The organism is Blautia massiliensis (ex Liu et al. 2021) (genome assembly GCF_052064225.1).
Taxonomy (GTDB): domain Bacteria; phylum Bacillota; class Clostridia; order Lachnospirales; family Lachnospiraceae; genus Blautia_A; species Blautia_A fusiformis.
In genome coordinates this window covers 40343-60442 of record NZ_JBQHWA010000017.1, presented here as the reverse complement: position 1 = coordinate 60442, position 20100 = coordinate 40343, and the positions used below count along the sequence as shown (strand labels likewise).

Genomic DNA, 20100 nt, shown 5'->3' with positions numbered 1-20100 from the left:
GTCTCCATGTCAGCAGCCGAATAATATTCTGATATGTTTTCCTTAACGCTATTATAACATAGATTCATAAAAACAGCGGAGCATATTTTGCCCCGCCGTTGTTTCTGCAATATGATCATCCCACTTTTTTGAAGTGGCCTGCTGTATTTTTTTAGTATGCACGTCCCCAGTAAACCATTTTCTTAGCCGGTTTTCCGCAGCATACGCAAATGTCGCTTAACTGCTCCTGCTCAAACGGCATACATCTGGATGTTGCCTGGAAATCTTCCTTGATCTTGTCCTCACATGCACGATCACCACACCACATAGCTTTGATGAATCCCGGTTTGCTGTTGATGATCTCACCGAACTCCTCATAATTCTTTGCTACGTAAGTATGTGCCTCTCTGTGTGCACGTGCGCGCTCCAGCATATCATGCTGAATGGTATCCAGAAGCTCTTTTACCTTATCTGCAAGCTCCTCGAAGGATACTGTGTATTTCTCACGGGTATCTCTTCTGCAGAGAACTGCCTGACCGTTCTCGATATCCTTCGGTCCACATTCCACACGAAGCGGGATACCACGCATCTCCTGCTCAGCAAACTTGAATCCCGGGCTCTTGTCTGTCGCGTCAACCTTTGCACGGATACCTGCTGCCTTCAGTGCTGCAAGAAGCTCGTCAGACTTCTCCATAACCCCTTCTTTACGCTGCTGGATCGGGATGATCACAGTCTGTACCGGAGCGATCCTCGGAGGAAGAACAAGTCCGCTGTTATCACCGTGAACCATGATGATCGCACCGATCATACGGGTTGTCATTCCCCAGGATGTCTGGTGAACATATTTCAGTGTATTATCTTTATCTGTGTACTGGATTCCGAATGCTTTGGCAAAGCCATCTCCAAAGTTATGGCTTGTACCGGACTGGAGAGCCTTACCGTCGTGCATCAGAGATTCGATGGTATAAGTAGCCTCAGCACCTGCAAATTTCTCCTTGTCTGTCTTCTGGCCTTTGATGACCGGAATCGCAAGAACTTCCTCGCAGAAGTCTGCATAGATGTTCAGCATCTGGATGGTACGCTGCTCCGCTTCCTCAGCTGTTGCATGAGCAGTATGTCCCTCCTGCCACAGGAACTCTCTGGAACGAAGGAAGGGACGTGTTGTCTTCTCCCAACGGACAACGGAACACCACTGATTATATACCTTTGGAAGATCTCTGTGGGACTGGATCTCTTTCTGGTAGAAATCGCAGAACAGAGTCTCAGAAGTCGGACGCACGCAAAGTCTCTCCTGCAGCGGATCAAGGCCGCCATGAGTCACCCATGCAACCTCCGGAGCAAAACCTTCTACATGATCTTTCTCTTTATCAAGAAGAGACTCCGGGATAAAGATCGGCATGTAAACGTTCTCTACACCGGTTTCTTTAAATCTGCGGTCAAGCTCATGCTGGATATTCTCCCAGATCGCATAACCTGCAGGTTTGATCGCCATACAGCCCTTAACACTTGTATAGCCACAGAGCTCAGCCTTCTTAACAACGTCTGTATACCACTGAGCAAAATCCTCATCCATAGATGTGATGGCCTGTACTAATTTCTTTTCTTTTGCCATGATAAATCTCCTTTTTCTTGTGATCTGTTACATATTGCCGACTGTCAGGCAGCCACAGCAATCCGGAATCCTTCCAGCTTACTCTTCTGTCCCATAAACCGTACACTGTATTTACAATCCCGTTTTACGGACAAAAAATAAGCCATCCAAATCCCTCACAAGGGACCGAATGACTTCGGCGGTACCACCCCAGTTAACAGCCTGAAAAGCTGTTCTCTCAACACCCGTTAACGCCGGAAACACACGCCACGCTTCAATCACGCAGAGCTCCGAGGCCGGTTCCACAGTTCACGCACAGGATCCTTCCACCAAAGCAGATCCCTCTCTGAGATAATTCCCTGTGTACTATTCTCATCATCGCCGTATCTTTGATATATTTTAGGCGAAAACCGCCTCAAAGTCAACCCCAAACAAAAAAATATAACAAGTCTCTCTGCTATGAGTTACTGCTCACTCCGTTCTCAGTAACACGCTTCGCGATGCACAGAATTTATGCTAATCGCATAAATTCGCGCGGTATGTCTCGGGTTTTCTGTGACCTTCGCTCACAAAAAACACCTCGCGGAACATTGCCAGTGAACAGTAACTGCTATGCTCCTATTCCTTCACAGACACAGCCGGCATCTCCAGATACCTGTTCAGATCTTCTGTGAGAATATGGAGCTTAGTTCTGGTATCCTGTTCCTGGTACGTCAGCCGGCCTGCGATCCTGGTGATATAATCCTCTTCTTCGATGATCTCACAGGTCTCAGGAAAATTGATATCATAATACTGTGCAAGATAAGATACCCAGTAATCCACCGGCACATGTCTGTCTACGGATAACACGGATTCTCTTCTGAGACAGGACTCCCACACTGCCGGTGAGATCAGCCCTTCTCCTGCAGCTTTCTCAGAGACTCCCAGCATGGCTTCAACAGACGCCTCCAGCTTTACTCTGCAGTTATCCAGCTTATCGGCATCCCGGATCAGTTTTGCATGGAAAAGTGTTCTTGCATCGTGGATTCCTTCCAGTTTGAAATCACTGTGCTTCCGAATTGCTGCATCGATCAGCTCATCAAATTTATCATCCTCCACGAAGCGCCGGATCAGCTTCTCCTCCCCGAAGAGAAGTTCTGCACCGAACACGGCATGATCCATGGTTCCCGGCTCAAAGCTGTGAAATCTACGGATCTGCTCAAAACGGCCAATATCATGAAGCAGACCGATCAGCTCCGCAAGTTCCACATCTTCACCGGAACATTCCATTTTTCTGGCGATCTCTCCTGCGTATTTCACCACGCCATAGGTATGTACGATCTTCAGACAAATCTGTTCATCCTCCCGGTCGTATTCATCCAGATATTTTTCGAATTCCTGTTTTGCATGTGCAATGTCGATCATTCTGCCACACCCCCTTCTTCTTTTGTTCATTCTGTAGCTCTGTAAACAGAATGATCACATAGCTTTCCATCACCTCTTCCATGCCGATATCCCGGGCATAATACTCAGATATGATCTGCTCCATGATCTCGCCCACCCGGTTGTTCCCATGGGTTTTAAAATACAGATATTGCTTTTTCTTCCTGCTTCTGGTCACTGATTCCACAAGGAACTCCGAAACTATTCCCTGACGCGGCATCCGGCTCAGAAAGGCAGTGTCAAAGAATTCCCGGCTCATAAGGATATTTACCAGAATATCGTTTTCACCGCCCGCCTCAATCGCATGCACTGCCTGGGTATCAAAAATACAGATATCGCCCTCGCTGGTAACGATCTTCTTCCCTTCTATGGTCTGACTGCAGCTTCCAGACCAGAGATAACAAAGCTCTATATAATCATGCTGGTGGGGCAGGACTTTTACATAGCGGTCCTGCCTGCTTACCACGATTTTTTCTCCCGGTGCCATAAACAGGCTTCCCTCAAAAAGATAAGTTCCCTGGCCGGCCTTTGCAAAACGGCAGGTATCCTGCCTTTGCAGTTCCTCCAGGGAAATCCCTTCCAAAATCTCTTTTTCTCTTGGTGTTACCTTTCTCAGATAACGGTCAAGCTCTTCTCTGTCCATCGTATTTCTTCAAGCTCCTCGTTTACCGGAAAATGACTGTTTCCGTTCTTTTTTTCAATATAACACGTTGTCCCTGTCCGGTAAACCGTTTTTTCCGGTTTTATCTATTCATACTTTACGATTTCTTTCCGCAGCCGCTTCATGATCCGCTTTTCCAGGCGGGAAATGTAGGATTGCGAAATTCCTAAAATATCCGCTACCTCCTTCTGTGTTTTCTCGCTTCCTTCCCGGTTTCCGATACCGAATCGCAGACGGATGATCATCTGTTCCCGCTTTGTCAGTTTGCTGATGGCTTTTCCAAGAAGTGCGATCTCCACCTCATCTTCCAGACGTCTGGAGATCACATCGTCATCCGTTCCCAGAATATCCGAAAGCAGCAGCTCATTTCCATCCCAGTCCACATTCAGCGGCTCATCAATGGAAACCTCCATCTTTGTTTTGCTGTTTCTCCTCAGATACATCAGGATCTCATTTTCGATACATCGTGATGCATAGGTAGCAAGCTTGATATTTTTTACCGGATCAAAGGTATTGATAGCCTTTATGAGCCCTATGGTTCCGATGGAGATCAGATCCTCCACACCTACCCCTGTATTATCAAATTTCTTTGCAATATAAACCACCAGCCGTAGATTATGCTCGATCAAAACCGACTTTCCCTCTTTTTCCTTTTCTGTTCCCAGCATTTCGATCACTTCAGCCTCCCGTTCCGCTGACAACGGCGCCGGAAGGATATCATTTCCACCAATATAAAAAACCTCTCCCGGACGATTGAACATAAATTTCCGGATCACCTGAAACGGATAGGATCTTGCAGCTGCTCTGTTCATAACATAAGCCCCCTTCTCAATTTAATAGTCTGGAATTCAAAAGTATCTCGTACTCTTCTCCCAAAGCTGAGGGCTCGGATGTTATGGCAAGCACCGGTTTTCCTACATGTACCACCCTTTCGGGAGTCTGGATCAGAAGTTCATCAAGGATCACTGCCAGCAGCAGTCCTTTTTTTCCATCTGCGGTATGACAGCTCAGAAAATGCGGCTGCAGACTGACAAATCCTGTATTTTCCAGTGCCTCTGGTTTATCTTTAATATCCATCAGTTTTTTCACCTGCTCTTTCGATATCAGGCTTCCCAAAAGTTCCTGTTTGATGATCGATACCGGCTGTTTTTTCACAGGATCCATAAGGAGATTTCCGGTATCATAAAAGCCGTATGTCTGCTGCAGCTTCCCCTGATATTTCAAAGTGACCGGAAAAATATTTCTTCTTCCAAACCGGAAGGTCTCGGTCACACACCCCAGTGTATAAAGTGCGCCATAAATCCCTGCCAGAAAAAGCAGAAATATTTTCACCGTCATGGTTCTTTCCGTTTCCAGTGCCTGATAGATCCCGCCAACCACAAAAGCTGTGAAATACAGAGCCAGAATGGTTTTTACAAGAAGGCCGCCTTTTTTCAGTCGAAAAGCAAACGACGCCATAAAAAAAGCGCAGCCGCCATGGATCAGTACAGCGGCAGGAAAAATGATCTTAAAAGGTGCACATACAAGCAGGCAGGATACAAAAGATCCAAAGGCAGCGGATATCACACATCTTCTGCGTTTCCCGTCAAGATGCAGAAATTTTCCCACAAGTCTTAAAAGCATGTAATCCATAAGGAAATTCGTCATAAAAACGATATCTATGTACATCCTCTGATACATAAGCTTCCCCCACTGCTGTTTCGTCTGCCATCGATTCTCAACTTTGGTAAGTGCATTTATTATAGGGCAGGCTCTTTGCATATTTTGTCAAATCCGGATGTCGATTCTTCTAACTTATCGGGTCGTTTCTGTCTGTATCGACATTTATAGATTTTTTCTATGAATCAGCGACAAAAATGTATAAATTTCCGTACAATATTTGTATTTGTTGATTTTCGCACTTTATAGTGCTAAAATATTTTTTATTATATTTCGTAAAGAAATTCTATTTTATGAGATACAGGAGGGAATCGAACAATGATCAATATTACCGGCCATACCGGGCTTACCGGCCTTCTGGGAAGCCCCGTGGCACACAGCGTATCACCTTTAATGCACAATGAGGCATTCCGTTATCTTGGACTTGATTATGTGTATCTCTGTTTTGATGTAACAGAGGAGACCCTTCCCCAGGCTGTGGAAGGACTGAAAGCCTGTGGGATCAAGGGCTTTAACCTGACCATGCCAAACAAGAATAAGATCGTGGAGCTTCTGGACGAGCTTTCTCCCACTGCCCAGCTGATCGGAGCGGTAAATACCGTACGCAACGACAACGGAAAATTAAAGGGGTTTAATACTGATGGTTATGGATTTACCCAGTCTGCCAGAGATGCCGGCTGTGATGTAAAAGGGCGCACCATCACCGTTATGGGCGTCGGCGGTGCCGGAATGGCGATCTGCGGCCAGTCCGCCCTGGAGGGTGCAAAAAAGATCCATGTTTTTGCACGTCCTACCAGCCGTTACTGGGAACGCGCCGCTTCCATGGCAGAAAAAATGTCTCATATGACAGAATGTGAGATGATCCTTCATGAGATGGATGATCACACTGCGCTGAAGGACGCACTGGAGGAAAGCAATCTCCTCATCAATGCAACTTCTGTGGGAATGGTTCCGGATGTGACAGGCACCGTGATCCCGGACAAGGCTCTGTTCCATCCGGAGCTTACCGTAGCCGATGTTGTATATGAGCCAAGAGAAACAAGACTTCTCAGGGAAGCCCGGGAAGCCGGATGTCCGACCTTTAACGGAATGTACATGCTGCTCCACCAGGGTGTAAAGGCTTTCCACATCTGGACCGGACTGGACATGCCGGTTGAGCTCGTCAGGGAGAAATATTTTAAATAAAAAATATCCGGCAATACTGACCGCCTCCGCATCACAGCGTGGCCTCAATATTGCCGGATCAAAAATAAAGGCGGCCCGCCTATCACACGGGTCGCCTTTTATTTATCCGTCAATCATCTGTTTTGTTTATTTCTTCTCTTCCTGAACCTCGATCTTACGGATCGTCTTGTTCTTAATCTCTTCTTTGATGAAGTCAATGAACTCACCAAGCTCTTTCATTCCCTCATCGCCAAGATAGCGGCTTCTTACGGAAACCTTACCCTCTTCTTCCTCTTTTGCACCAACGATAAGCATGTAAGGTACTCTCTCAAGACGTGCCTCACGGATCTTGTATCCCATCTTCTCGGAACGTCCGTCCACAGAGCAGCGGATTCCAGCTTCTCTCATCTGAGCTTCAACCTTCTGTGCATAATCGTTGTACTTCTCGGAGATCGGGATCACACGAACCTGCTCAGGGCAGAGCCATGTCGGGAACATTCCTGCGTATTTCTCAATGAGCCATGCCAGTGTTCTCTCATAGCATCCCATGGATGTACGGTGGATGATGTACGGACGCTGTTTGTCGCCATTCTCATCGATATAGTACATATCAAACTGCTCTGCAAGAAGTGCATCCCACTGGATCGTGATCATGGTGTCTTCTTTTCCGTATACGTTCTTTGCGTTGATATCAACCTTCGGTCCGTAGAAAGCAGCCTCGCCCACATCCTCTGTGAATGGAATGTTCAGCTCCTCAAGCATCTGGCGGATATGACCTTCTGTCTCTTCCCATACCTCCGGCTCACCGATGTATTTCTCTTTGTTTGTCGGATCCCATTTGGAAAGATGATAGGTTACATCTTCCTCAACACCAAGTACCTGCAGACAGTACTGGGCAAGTGCGATACAGTCTTTGAACTCTTTTACCATCTGATCCGGTCTTACGATCAGATGTCCCTCGGAAATAGTAAACTGACGAACTCGTGTCAGGCCATGCATCTCTCCGGAATCCTCATTACGGAACAGTGTGGAGGTCTCGCCGAGACGGATCGGCAGATCACGGTAGCTGTGCTGCTCTGCTTTGTATACATAGTACTGGAACGGACATGTCATCGGACGAAGTGCATAAACCTCTTTGTCCTTCTCCTCATCACCAAGTACGAACATACCATCTTTGTAATGATCCCAGTGTCCGGAGATCTTGTAAAGATCGCTCTTTGCCATAAGAGGAGTTTTTGTTCTTACATATCCACGCTTTGTCTCCTCATCCTCGATCCAGCGCTGAAGCTCCTGCATCATGATCACACCGTTTGGCATGATAAGCGGAAGTCCCTGTCCGATCACATCTACAGTTGTGAAGATCTTCATCTCACGGCCAAGCTTGTTATGATCACGTCTCTTTGCTTCTTCCATCTGCTCCAGATGCTCTTTCAGCTCATCCTTTGTAGCATAGGCTGTTCCGTAGATACGTGTGAGCATTGCGTTTTTCTCACTGCCTCTCCAGTATGCGCTGGAAGAAGAAAGAAGTTTGAATGCCTTGATGCCTTTTACACTCATCAGGTGCGGGCCTGCACAGAGATCTGTCCAGGCTCCCTGTGAATAGAAGGAAATCTCTTCTCCCTCCGGAAGATCCTCGATCAGCTCAACCTTGTATGGCTCATTTTTCTCTTTAAAGTATGCGATGGCATCCTCACGGGATTTTGTAAAACGCTCGATCTTTGCGCCTTTTTTGATGATCTTTTTCATCTCTTTCTCAATGGCGTCAAGATCCTCACGTGAAAATGGCTCGTGGTCGAAATCATAGTAGAAGCCTGTATCAATGGATGGTCCGATGGCAACCTTTGCCTCCGGGTATAAGTTCTGTACAGCCTGTGCCATTACGTGAGATGCTGTATGACGGAGAACTGCAAGGCCTTTCTCGTCTTTCGCTGTAAGGATATTCAGCTCACAGTCGCTGTCAAGAACTGTACGAAGATCTACGACCTCTCCGTTTACTTCTCCTGCACATGCAGCACGTGCAAGACCTTCGCTGATGTCATATGCGATATCGATCACAGCTTTTGCTTCTGCATATTCTTTTTTTGAGCCGTCTTTTAATGTAATGATCATTGTTGTTTCTCCTTTCATTTTAAATGAAGTTTTTATGGTACACAGTATGTATCTGCTTTTGCAAGAGATTCTGCAATAAAAAAATCCCTCACAGCACATCACATACTGTAAGGGACGAGTTCATTCATTCTCGCGGTTCCACCCTGCTTGCTCTGCTGCCCGGTCATGCCAGGATGCAAAGCCTCTCAATTATGATGATAACGGAATCACCGGACCTGATTGGGGCCACTCGGAGGTAGTCTTCGGCTGTTTCCCGATAAGATGTTTCCAGCACTTCACATCTCTCTCTGTAACGTTTCACAGCTTACTCGTCTCGTCAACGTGTTTTTTATTTCTTTTTCTGTGGTTCATTATAAGCGCAGTATTTTTATTTGTCAACGCATGTTGACAAAATTTTTGAGATTTCTCTTCTCGCACAGATCTACAGATTTCCCATGAGTTTGTCTTTGATAATGGCCAGAATCTCACGGGGAATGTAGATAAAAAGACGCCAGCTTCGATACCTGGAAGGTACCATGGCCACTTCCCGGAATCCACATTTTCTTGCAATGGCTGCTCCTCTCCATACATGAAAATTGTTCGTCACCACGCCTACGGAACAGTCTGTGGTTCCGATCCTTCTGCGGCTGAATTCCAAATTCTCTTTTGTACTGGTAGATTCCTCTTCCCGTATCAGTCTGTCCCTGTTTATTCCGTGACCGGTAAGATAACGATACATGGCCTCTGCCTCGGAAATGTTTTCTCCATCTCCTTTTCCTCCGGATAGCACTGCCTTCGTACCCGGATTTTCTTCAAGATAAAGAAGGGCCCTTCTGGCTCGTTCCAGAAGGGCAAGTGTCATCCGTGTTCCGTCCACATGGGCACCTAACACGATAATGTAATCCAGATTCTTCTTTACGCTCATTATCTTCCGCAGCAGTGTTTGTATTTCTTGCCGCTTCCGCATGGGCACGGATCGTTTCTTCCGACCTTGTGCGGTTTCACAACTGTGCCGGATTTCTTCTGCTCCATGTAGAGGGTTTTCTTTTTCTCTTCTGTGAAGATCTTGTCCCACTGAGGAAGGTTGTAAAGCCAGTCAGCCTTGGCATCTACCATGTTCTTATAGAGTGCCTCTTTATCAAATGCAAGGTTTACCTTGGTATCCTCATCCATAGTCTCGATCGGGTTCGGAACCTTCAGACTGTCATTGATTCCGTCAAGGAAACCAACCATAGTCATAACGTCCTGACCGTATTTCTCCGCAAGCTCTTTTACAGTTCCGGAAACAACCTCATCCGGGTTCTCAAGAAGCTGCTCATAAATATTCTTCTCAATGTTAAAATAATTTGCCCAGAAGCGCTGAAGCTTATTCTTATCTGCATTCTGATTATAAGCAATGGAACGCCACTGCTCAAGAATTGTCATATCGCTCATTGTCTGATCCTCTTTTCCAAAATTTTAGATAAATAAGACGGAGATTTATATTCCGCTTCGCAATTTCTATTTATTATATCATATTTTGGCGAAGAAATCAAATACATCTGTTTCATATCCGAGTTATTTTATCACACTGTGATTTAGTTCAAGCAGATATTCGCGCCCCCGCAGGGGACTTACTTGCTTCAGTTAAAATATTTTCTGAGAAGATAAGTCGGAGTGCAGCTCCATGCGTGGCAGTAGCTGTTGACAATGCTGCTTCCATATGGAGATTCTGCAGGATTTTCCGGATTATAAAGCTCCCAGAATGTATCCGCACCGTGGCTTATCATTCCGCCCCAGTAATATTTCATATATTCCATTACCTGGTCTTTTTTACCACACATCAGAAGTGCTTCCACAAAATGATGGTTCATATACGGAGAAACCATTCCTTTTTCCGGTTTCAGTTCCACCAGACGATCCAGTATTTCTGCTCCTTCTTCGCTGCTGACCGCTTCTGCCAGGATCATCCATACCTGACTTGCATAGTTGATCTGTTTTTCGTCGCCACTGACGAACAGCCCGCTCTCTTCATCAAAAAGATATTTTTTTGCAGACGCTGTTTTTGCCTCAGCCTCTTTTTTCAGCTCTTCTGCTTTTTCCGTATCTCCGAGGAGCTCTGCGATCTTCTGTACCTTCTTTGCACAGTAGATATAAACACCCTGCATTGCGCTCTGCTTGTTCAGACCCTCTGTCCAGTCGATAAAGCCCCAGAAACCATCCCCGTTTTTCATAAGTCCGTTCTCATCAAACTGCTCTTTTGCGATCTCCATCTGACGGTATGCACAGGCACTTAAATCCTTTACGGTCTCCTTGTCGCCGGAGGCTTCGTAGTAGTCACAGAGGGCTGCTCCGAAGAACATGGAGTAATCCAGAAGGAAGGTATCATCCATAATAAATTTCGGTTCTGTGAAAAGGCAGGCACTTACCTGTCCATTGTCCTTTGTCTGGCCTGCAAACAGATACAGGCATCTTTTTACCAGCTCCATGTTGTGGAATGTCTCATAATTTGCAAGCGCCTGAAGTCTTAAATCTCCAAGCCACAGACGACGGTCTCTCTTAGGGCCGTCCTCAAATACGGTCTGCATGCAGTTTTGCAGAGTACGAAGGCTGACACGATCCAGTCTGCGGATCATTTCATCCTTGCTTTCCACCGGCTTCACATCTTCCATTCTGACAGAAGAAACACTGGTACAGAATACATCTTCCACTACCATCTGCCACTTCATGGAAGTGTCTATAGCTTCGATCTCCATATAACGGAAGGCATATCTTCTCGGAAGCTTCAGCTCTGCCGGAAGAACATCGATATGGATAAATTCTTCCTGTATCCAGCTTCTGCTGATCCATCCGTCATAGTCTGCAGAATCCTCGGTCATCTCCTTGGCAATCTCTCCGAACTTCAATCTGAAAAATGCCGGTGCGTCCTGAGGACTTCCTACGGAGTTCAGCTTCAGAGTCACGTATCCTACCTGATGATTTCCAAAATCCAGACAGATTTTGTCTCCCTTTGCAAGATGATAGCCTGAAAGATTTTTGATCTCATCCTTTTTGTGAACCTCAGGATAGACCTCCTCTGTTTTTACGATGTCTACAATAGAAACCGGACGAACTACCGTTTTCAGTAACTCCGGTGTACATGCTTCTGCTTTTTTTACAAAATCCTCATTGGTCACACGGACCATATTAAGATCAATACTTGCCTCTGCCATTATATGATCATTCTCCTTTCATCCAGTTCTTCGATGATTCTTTCTGCATTACTATACACTTTTTCACTTTTTCTTCCAATTGTGATTTTTCTTATAAAACACTGACGTTTTTTTTGGTGATTATGATGTACTTTACTCAACTGTTATGAAATAACCACATGGAAAGAGGACAGTTATGAAGCTTACCAGAAAAGAATTTCAGAAATATATTTATTCCTACAACAACGATGAGACTTTTTATAAGACACTTTATCTGCAGGAGAAGGAACATCCGGAGACTTTTCATGAATATTGCCTGACACTGGACCGTAAAAAGATTTATGAACACCGGCTTTATGTACCGGAGCTTCAGACTGAAGCCTGGTATCCCTATATGAAAGAAACCGATCTTTTTCATGATATAAATGGCAATATCGTGCTTTCCAAGCATTACCGCTATACCCCTGTTTTTCCCCATGAACATGAATTTTTTGAGATTCTCTGTCTGTATGACGGAACTGCCCACACTGCGATACAGGGGATCGAACACACTTTGCATACCGGAGATATCTGTATCATTCCACCGCATACCACTCACAGTGTGGGGATCTTTGATGACAGTGTTGCTTTTAATATTCTGGGCCATGCTGCTGCGTTTTCACGAAAATGATATTGAATCCATCCTTACAAAGGACAGCACCGGAAATTCTGTAACGGAAATCCTCAACTACCTGAACCGTCACTACCAGAGCGTTACCTTACGTGAAGCTGCGAAGCATTTTGGCTATAGTACTTCCCACTTCAGTACCCTGATCAAGGAAAGTCCGGACAGACATTTTTACAGATCATCCGGGATATCAAGCTGAACCAGGCATGTCATGCTCTGCGTGAAACCTCGCTCAGCAATCTTGCGATCTGTGAACTTGTAGGGTATGAAAGTCCGGAGCATTTCATGCGTACTTTTAAAAAAACATATGGAATGACTCCCGGTGAATACCGGAAGAAGAACAGGGAATAAAAGATTACAAGATCTTATATATTTTCTGTATAACAGATGCCGTTCCGGGAGATACTTATCATATCCTCCCCTTTAGAATGCAGAGGGCTTCGCGATGGTGCAGGCCCTCTGCGTTTCTCTTTTCACACTGAAGGTCATTTCACACCAAGCTTCTCAAGCGCCTTCGCCGCCTGCTTCAGATTCTCAAACTGGATGGTATGGATACCGGCTTTTCCGGCTCCCTCACAGTTCACGGCACGATCATCCAGAAATACCGATTTCTCCGGTTTCAGGCTGTAACGCTTCAGAAGTGTTTTGTAAATATCCACCTCAGGCTTGATCTGCTGCACATCACAGGAAAATACCACTCCGTCCATATATTTCAGAAAAGACATATCCTGCTTTGTACGATCCAGCATATAAGTTCCGTAGTTGGAAAGGACATAGAGATGATATCCCTGATTTTTGAGATATTTCACCCAGGTTTCCGCATAATCATACAGATGCATACACTCCGGATCACGTCGTACCACCTCACGGATATCTGCTTCATATTCCGGTGCACTTTCCACAAATTTATCTACATACCAGGACTCCTCATGCTGTCCACGGTCCTGTTCCTCCCAGATCGGGTTTCGAAATACTGCATCTGCGATTTTCTGATACTTTTCTTCCGGGAAGTCATAGCTCCGAAGATACTCTTCCCAGTCATAGCCCATCAGCACATTTCCCACATCAAAAATAATATTCTCGATCATACGGTTTTCATCCTCTCTCGGCTTCTTATTTCCCCAGATCCGGTACGCCATCCAGAAAACATACGCTACGATCGGTACCAGAACGGCTGCCGCAAAAGCCCCCCGGAACAAAGCCTGGGCGTTTTCACTGCTTCCCCAGGCAAATGCCATTGGAAGGCAGAATATAAGAAGTAATATGACAACACCTGCAAGTGCCGCGATTCTTTTAAAATTTTTCATTGAGCTTCCTTTCACATGATACATCCGCTATTCTATCTGTTATTTTAACTGAATATCTCTTTGAACCAAAAGGGCGCCGGAGAAATTCTTCCCCGGCGCTTCCTGTGTCATAATCCTGATACTGTAAAAATAATTATCTGTAAATGATGTCGCTTCTTCCTGGTCCGTTAGAGATCATTGTGATCGGGAATCCAATATGTTTTTCTACGAACTCTACATATTTTCTGCAGTTCTCCGGAAGATCCTCATATTTTTTGATTCCACGGATATCGCATTTCCATCCCGGAAGCTTCTCAATAACCGGTTTTGCTTTCTCAAGCTGCACAGTTGTCGGGAATTCTGTTGTTACCTCTCCGTCGATCTCATAGCCTGTGCAAACCGGGATCTCATCCAGATATCCCAGAACATCCAGTACTGTAAAAGCAACGTCTGTAGCTCCCTGGAGACGGCATCCGTATTTGGATGCAACACAGTCGAACCATCCCATACGTCTCGGACGGCCTGTAGTAGCACCGAACTCACCACCGTCACCGCCACGTTTTCTCAGCTCATCTGCTTCCTCGCCGAAGATCTCAGAAACGAATGCACCTGCTCCAACTGCACTGGAGTAAGCTTTGCATACGGTTACGACCTTCTTGATCTCATATGGAGGCAGACCTGCACCGATGGCACCATAAGCAGCCAGTGTGGAAGAGGATGTAACCATCGGATAGATTCCGTGATCCGGGTCTTTCAGAGTTCCAAGCTGTCCCTCAAGAAGAACCTGTTTTCCCTCTTTCAGTGCATTCCAGAGATAGAGCGATACGTCGCATACGTATGGCTCAACCATCTTCTTGTATTCCATCAGCTCATTCATGATGTCTTCCGGTTTCAGAAGAGGCTTATGATAGAGATGCTCAAGTGTTACGTTCTTGGTCTCGCAGATACGTACAACCTTCTCTTTCAGTGCTTCCTCATCAAAAAGCTCACTTACCTGGAAGCCGATCTTTGCATATTTGTCAGAATAGAACGGAGCGATTCCGGATTTTGTGGAACCGAAAGCCTTGCCGCCAAGACGCTCCTCCTCATACTGATCAAACAGAATGTGGTAAGACATTACCATCTGTGCTCTGTTGGAGATCAGGATCTTCGGTGCCGGTACTCCACGGCCTACTACTTCGTTGTACTCCTTGAAGAATACCGGAATGTTCAGTGCAACACCGTTTCCGATGACACTTGTTGTATGTCCGTAAAACACACCTGACGGAAGTGTATGAAGTGCGAATTTACCGTAATCATTTACGATGGTGTGGCCCGCATTGGCTCCACCCTGAAATCTTACGATGATATCGGCTTTCTCAGCAAGCATATCTGTGATCTTGCCTTTACCTTCATCTCCCCAGTTTGCTCCTACTACTGCAGTTACCATAACACAGTTCCTCCTTGTGTCTTTCTCTATTATTCAGAATGCCACGTTATCTGTATATCATCCACAGAAAACTGACATTCCTGTCTGTGTTCTTTTTATGCTTACAGCATTATACGTTGATCTCAACCTTAACGCCAAGCAGATCTTTATGCGCATCCAGCACCGGCTGTACCACATTGGCGATAAATGCCTCTGTCTGCTCTTTGGCACGTCCTGTATATCTGGACGGATCCATGGATTTCTGAAGATCCTCAAGAGTCAGGTTAAATGCCGGATCTGCTGCGATCAGCTCAAGAAGATTGTTATCTTTACCCTCTACCTTCACGTTCTTTCCTGCTTCCATGGAAAGCTCACGGATACGCTCATGAAGCTCCTGACGGTCTCCGCCTGCCTTAACTGCATCCATCATGATATTCTCAGTTGCCATAAATGGAAGCTCAGACATCAGTCTCTTCTCGATAACCTTCGGATAAACAACCAGTCCGTCTACAACATTGAGGCAGAGATCCAGGATTCCGTCGATCGCAAGGAATCCTTCCGGAACGCTGAGACGCTTGTTTGCAGAGTCGTCCAGAGTTCTCTCAAACCACTGTGTTGCAGATGTGATCGCCGGGTTCAGTGCATCGATCATCACATATCTGGACAGGGAAGCGATTCTCTCACTTCTCATCGGATTTCTCTTATATGCCATAGCGGAAGATCCGATCTGGGATTTCTCAAATGGCTCCTCTACTTCTTTCAGATGCTGAAGAAGACGGATATCGTTGGACATCTTATGTGCACTTGCAGCGATTCCCGCAAGGATATTCAGCACACGGGTATCAACCTTTCTGGAATAGGTCTGTCCGGAAACCGGATAGCAGGATCTGAATCCCATCTTCTCTGCGATCATCGGATCGATCTTGTCGATGGTCTCCTGATCCCCGTCAAAAAGTTCCAGGAAGCTAGCCTGTGTACCGGTTGTTCCCTTGGAGCCAAGAAGCTTCATAGTGCTTAATACATACTCAAGGTCCTCAAGATCCATCAGGAATTCCTGAGTCCAGAGAGTTGCTCTCTTACCTACGGTTGTCGGCTGTGCCGGCTGGAAATGAGTAAACGCCAGAGTTGGCTGGTCCTTATACTGCGCTGCAAACTTGGAAAGCTCTGCGACCACGTTCACAAGTTTCTTGCGGACAAGCTTCAGCGCCTCTGTCATAACGATGATATCCGTATTATCTCCTACATAACAAGAGGTTGCTCCCAGATGGATGATGCCTTTTGCCTTCGGGCACTGTACGCCAAACGCATACACGTGAGACATTACATCATGGCGAACCTGACGCTCACGCTCCTTAGCCACATCATAATTGATATCATCCGCATGAGCCTTCATTTCGTCGATCTGCTCCTGGGTAATGTTAAGGCCAAGCTCACGTTCCGTCTCAGCAAGTGCGATCCACAGCTTTCTCCATGTGCGGAACTTCATGTCCGGAGAAAAAATATACTGCATCTCTTTACTTGCATACCGCTCTGACAGCGGGCTAACATATCTGTCTGTATTCATTACTACCTCCTGATCACATACCTCCGGGCCGGAATGGCGAAAGATCCGTTATCTGCCCGGTTCTGGTTAATTCACGCCTCTTGAAATTATATAACATTGCCTCTTTAAAAGCAACCGTTTGTTACTCCATACCCTGATGGAATTTTCCCAAAAATTCCTTCATTCTGCCATTTTCGGAAGAAAATACCTCCTGCGGCGTTCCCTCCACTGCGATCACACCCTTATCCATAAAGATGATACGGTCGGAAATATCTCTTGCAAAATTCATTTCATGAGTAACGATCACCATGGTAATATGCTCCTGAGCAAGATCCTTGATAACCTTCAGGATCTCACCGGTCAGCTCCGGGTCAAGTGCAGATGTAGGTTCATCAAAAAACAGGATCTTCGGATTCATACAGAGCGCACGGGCAATGGAAACTCGCTGCTGCTGTCCTCCGGAAAGCTGAAAAGGATATGCCTTCTCCTTGTCTGCAAGGCCCATTTTCTTAAGAAGGCTTCTTGCCTGGGCGTAAACCTCATCTTTCTTTCTCTTCTGCACCTTCAGAGGTGCATCCACTATATTTTTCAGTACGGAAAAATGCGGAAACAGATTGAACTGCTGGAACACCAGTCCCACATCACCGTTTTTGATGATCTCGCCGCTGTCCGGCGTCTCAAGTCCTGTGGCACAACGCAGGATGGTTGACTTGCCGGAACCGGAAGGACCGATGATACTTAAAACTTCTCCCTCTTCCACGTCAAGAGAGATATCTTTGAGAACTTCCAGTCCGTCAAAGCTTTTTTTGATATGTTTCATTTCAAATAATTTCATATTTTATACTCTCCATTCCGGTTAGCGGTAGTAATTCATACTTTTCTCAACCTTCTGCATCACAACAGCCACGATCAGGTTGAACACATAATAAAATATCGCAGCGATCACAAATGGCATCATTGTTGTCTGTGCACTTGCGATCTGCTTGGCAATGGTAAACATCTCCGCAACTGCCACAACAAACGCAAGGGAAGTATCCTTGACCAGCGTAATGACCTCATTTGTAATAGACGGCAAAATCCTCTTGATCACCTGTGGAAGGATGATGCGGAAAAATGTCTGCACCTTATTGTATCCAAGGATCTTTGCAGCTTCATACTGTCCCACCGGCATGGATTCAATGCCGCCGCGATAGATTTCTGCAAAGTAAGCTGCATAGTTGATGGCAAATGCGATAAATACAGCGATCAGACTATATCCCATGGAAATACGGATCCCGAAGATAAAATAAGGGCCGAAATATACCACCATCAGCTGCAGCATCAGCGGCGTTCCTCTCATGATGGATATGTACCCGGATACAATGGTACGGATCACTTTGTTTCTGGACATTCTGCCAAAACAGATCAGAAGTCCCAGCGGCAGAGAAAACAGCAAAGTTATAAAAAAGATCTCAATAGAGACCAGCATTCCTCCTGCCAGCTGCTGGAGCATTACATTAAAACTCATTTTTTTCCTCCTGGTTCGGAGTATCAGTCCCATTTATCGGACTGATACCTGTAATTCCTGTAAACAACAGGAAATGAGCGTGTACGGCAGCTCTTTCTGCGCCGAAGCACCCTCATTTCCTTTTTATGCGGAAGCTTCAAAAGCTTCTGCTATGTTTCTTATTTCTTCTGTTGGATCATTTTTTACCGAAACGAATCTTTGCAATTTACACTGCAATATAAGCCCGGATTATTATGATTCGGAATCTGTATCCTCATCCGTGCTATCTTCACTTTCTTCTATATCAGCTTCTACGGAATCATCATCCTTATCATCATCGCTGATGCAGAGCATACTCTTATCCAGCTCATACTTATCTGCAAGCTTGTCTACCTCACCGGACTCATCAAGTTTCTCAACTTCATCCCATACAAGCTCTTCCAGCTCATCATTTCCCTTCTTGAATCCGATGCCATACTGCTCGTTCTGGATCGGCTCGTCAAGGATCACATATTTATCCTTGCCTCTCTGGGAAAGCTGATAGTTAGCAACACCGATATCAACAGCAACAGCGTCTGCAGCTCCGGAATCAATATTCATAAATGCAGTGTTGTAGTCCGGATTCTCTGTAAGAGATGCAAAGCTGTCCTTCAGGTCCTTATTGTCATCGTTGTTCAATGCGTCCAGTGCAGCGGATGCAGCCTGTACAACTACGTTCTTACCCTTAAGATCCGCAAGCTTCTCAATTCCGGAATCCTTGGCAACTACGATCACCTGCTCATTGTTGATGTATGGATCACTCCATGTATAGTCATCCTCACGTCCGTTGATAGTAAATCCATTCCATATACAGTCGATCGTTCCGGAGTTCAGCTCCATATCCTTGGAATCCCAGTTGATAGGCTTCTTAACAAGTTCCCAGCCAAGATTATCACATACTTCCTGGGCAAGGTCAAGGTCAAATCCTACATATTCTCCGTTATCATCCTTATATCCGAACGGAGGATATTCAGCATCAAATCCTACGATCAGGGTCTTATCCTCAACTCCTGCCTGTACACTCACTCCTGTTACCATCATTCCTATTGTCATCGCTGCCGCCATTACTACTGCAACTGTTCTTTTCTTCATGGTCATTCTCCTTTTTTCGGTTATCTCTTTATCACATGGTCACTCTACCACGCGAAAGCGTATGGTTATAGTAACATACCCAAAAGGAGCTGTCAAGAGCAAACCTTCTGCTCTGCCAGATAATCTTTGTATTTCTTTCTGGCCGTTTTCAGATATGTTCTGGAAATTGGGATTTCCGTCTGTCCGACCACAAAACTGTTCTTCTTAAGTGAAGTTACCTTCTCCATGTTGATACAAAAGCTCTGATGACATCTCAGAAAGCTGCTGTCTGACAGCTGTCCCGAAAAATCCCCCAGCCTGGCCCTGCAGCTGATCTTTTTTCCATCGGTAAGATGAAATGTCACACTGTGAAGACTACTGGATATATATGCCAGATGATCGTGCTGCAGTGTATAAACATGTGTCCTGTAGCGAAAATACAGCGCTCTTCCGCCTTCACGCCTGCACACCTCCAGGATATGTACCAGAACATGTTCCAGTTCTCTACTTTCAACCGGTTTGACCAGATAGTTATAGGCAAACACTTCAAATGCTTCTTTATAGAATTTTTCATTCTCTGCCACCAGCACAACCGGGATATGATGTCCTTTCAGGCGCATTGTCCGTACAGTTTCCAGACTCCTGCCCTGATCACCATCCAGCCCCAGAAATATCAGATCGCAGATCTTGTGTCCCTCTGCCAGTCCTTTCAGAAGACTCTCTCTGGTCCGATACAGAAGGAGCTCTGCATCAGGGACCAGTGTGGAAAGCTGCCTGTACAGCTTCTGTGCATCCTTTCGTATTTCATCACATATCGCGATCGTCATCACTGCCATTGCCGTGTTTTCCTCCCTTATGCTCTTTCT

The 20100-nt window shown here is 45.7% G+C and carries 18 protein-coding genes, 1 pseudogene and 1 other annotated feature; of the genes and pseudogenes, 3 read left to right on the top strand and 16 right to left on the bottom strand.

Annotation, left to right across the window (positions count from 1 at the left end; translation table 11 throughout):
* Window positions 1–151: 151 nt before the first annotated feature.
* The 5 genes from proS to ACTNDQ_RS08660 form a co-directional block, all read right to left on the bottom strand.
* Window positions 152–1591, bottom strand: a complete 1440-nt coding sequence (gene proS / locus ACTNDQ_RS08680) for a proline--tRNA ligase (protein WP_441064404.1) — start codon at window positions 1589–1591, stop codon at window positions 152–154.
* Between the two features lie 157 nt (window positions 1592–1748).
* Window positions 1749–1958: a binding site (T-box leader), on the bottom strand.
* A 230-nt stretch (window positions 1959–2188) separates the two neighbouring features.
* Window positions 2189–2974, bottom strand: a complete 786-nt coding sequence (locus ACTNDQ_RS08675; RefSeq protein WP_441064403.1) for an HD domain-containing protein — start codon at window positions 2972–2974, stop codon at window positions 2189–2191.
* Window positions 2925–3635, bottom strand: a complete 711-nt coding sequence (locus ACTNDQ_RS08670; protein ID WP_441064402.1) for an AraC family ligand binding domain-containing protein — start codon at window positions 3633–3635, stop codon at window positions 2925–2927. The genes ACTNDQ_RS08675 and ACTNDQ_RS08670 overlap by 50 nt, the downstream gene beginning before the upstream one ends.
* Before the next feature lie 104 nt (window positions 3636–3739).
* Window positions 3740–4465, bottom strand: a complete 726-nt coding sequence (gene sigE / locus ACTNDQ_RS08665; protein WP_441064401.1) for an RNA polymerase sporulation sigma factor SigE — start codon at window positions 4463–4465, stop codon at window positions 3740–3742.
* A 16-nt stretch (window positions 4466–4481) separates the two neighbouring features.
* Entirely contained in the window at window positions 4482–5333 is an 852-nt protein-coding gene (locus ACTNDQ_RS08660; protein WP_412671355.1) for a sigma-E processing peptidase SpoIIGA, read from the bottom strand.
* Window positions 5334–5630: 297 nt separating this feature from the next.
* On the opposite strand from ACTNDQ_RS08660, the gene ACTNDQ_RS08655 reads away from it, so the two are divergent.
* A complete protein-coding gene (locus tag ACTNDQ_RS08655) occupies window positions 5631–6497 on the top strand; it encodes a shikimate dehydrogenase (protein WP_278796909.1) in 867 nt (288 codons plus the stop codon).
* A gap of 126 nt (window positions 6498–6623) precedes the next feature.
* Here the strand turns inward: ACTNDQ_RS08655 and thrS are convergent, their stop codons facing one another.
* The 4 genes from thrS to ACTNDQ_RS08635 form a co-directional block, all read right to left on the bottom strand.
* Window positions 6624–8585 (bottom strand): threonine--tRNA ligase, encoded by a 1962-nt coding sequence (gene thrS, locus ACTNDQ_RS08650; protein ID WP_441064400.1) that lies wholly within the window; start codon window positions 8583–8585, stop codon window positions 6624–6626.
* A 421-nt stretch (window positions 8586–9006) separates the two neighbouring features.
* A complete protein-coding gene (locus tag ACTNDQ_RS08645; RefSeq protein ID WP_279201286.1) occupies window positions 9007–9489 on the bottom strand; it encodes a YdcF family protein in 483 nt (160 codons plus the stop codon).
* Complete coding sequence (locus ACTNDQ_RS08640) at window positions 9489–9998, bottom strand: SEC-C metal-binding domain-containing protein (protein ID WP_015527105.1); 510 nt, start codon at window positions 9996–9998, stop codon at window positions 9489–9491. The genes ACTNDQ_RS08645 and ACTNDQ_RS08640 overlap by 1 nt, the downstream gene beginning before the upstream one ends.
* Window positions 9999–10186: 188 nt before the next feature.
* Complete coding sequence (locus tag ACTNDQ_RS08635; RefSeq protein ID WP_441064399.1) at window positions 10187–11755, bottom strand: alpha-L-rhamnosidase-related protein; 1569 nt, start codon at window positions 11753–11755, stop codon at window positions 10187–10189.
* Window positions 11756–11930: 175 nt separating this feature from the next.
* Here ACTNDQ_RS08635 and ACTNDQ_RS08630 point away from each other — a divergent pair, with 175 nt between their 5' ends.
* Window positions 11931–12404 (top strand): AraC family ligand binding domain-containing protein, encoded by a 474-nt coding sequence (locus ACTNDQ_RS08630; protein ID WP_441064398.1) that lies wholly within the window; start codon window positions 11931–11933, stop codon window positions 12402–12404.
* A gap of 162 nt (window positions 12405–12566) precedes the next feature.
* Window positions 12567–12752: pseudogene (locus tag ACTNDQ_RS08625) on the top strand (helix-turn-helix domain-containing protein); the annotation flags it as partial.
* Window positions 12753–12886: 134 nt separating this feature from the next.
* Here ACTNDQ_RS08625 and ACTNDQ_RS08620 read toward each other — a convergent pair.
* The 7 genes from ACTNDQ_RS08620 to ACTNDQ_RS08590 all read right to left on the bottom strand — a co-directional run bounded on the left by ACTNDQ_RS08620 (window position 12887) and on the right by ACTNDQ_RS08590 (window position 20070).
* On the bottom strand, window positions 12887–13708 hold the full coding sequence (locus ACTNDQ_RS08620) for an HAD-IA family hydrolase (RefSeq protein ID WP_015527102.1): 822 nt from the start codon (window positions 13706–13708) through the stop codon (window positions 12887–12889).
* Window positions 13709–13841: 133 nt separating this feature from the next.
* Window positions 13842–15116 carry an adenylosuccinate synthase gene (locus ACTNDQ_RS08615; protein WP_015527101.1) on the bottom strand — a complete coding sequence of 425 codons (1275 nt, stop codon included), beginning with the start codon at window positions 15114–15116 and terminating at the stop codon, window positions 13842–13844.
* Window positions 15117–15225: 109 nt separating this feature from the next.
* Entirely contained in the window at window positions 15226–16659 is a 1434-nt protein-coding gene (gene purB, locus ACTNDQ_RS08610; RefSeq protein ID WP_173740406.1) for an adenylosuccinate lyase, read from the bottom strand.
* A gap of 121 nt (window positions 16660–16780) precedes the next feature.
* Window positions 16781–17473, bottom strand: coding sequence for an amino acid ABC transporter ATP-binding protein (locus ACTNDQ_RS08605; RefSeq protein WP_021652351.1), 693 nt, complete (start codon window positions 17471–17473; stop codon window positions 16781–16783).
* A gap of 21 nt (window positions 17474–17494) precedes the next feature.
* Entirely contained in the window at window positions 17495–18145 is a 651-nt protein-coding gene (locus ACTNDQ_RS08600) for an amino acid ABC transporter permease (protein WP_144094532.1), read from the bottom strand.
* A gap of 231 nt (window positions 18146–18376) precedes the next feature.
* Window positions 18377–19255 (bottom strand): amino acid ABC transporter substrate-binding protein, encoded by an 879-nt coding sequence (locus tag ACTNDQ_RS08595; RefSeq protein ID WP_278796893.1) that lies wholly within the window; start codon window positions 19253–19255, stop codon window positions 18377–18379.
* A gap of 92 nt (window positions 19256–19347) precedes the next feature.
* Window positions 19348–20070, bottom strand: coding sequence for a LytR/AlgR family response regulator transcription factor (locus ACTNDQ_RS08590; RefSeq protein WP_441064397.1), 723 nt, complete (start codon window positions 20068–20070; stop codon window positions 19348–19350).
* Between the last annotated feature and the right edge of the window lie 30 nt (window positions 20071–20100).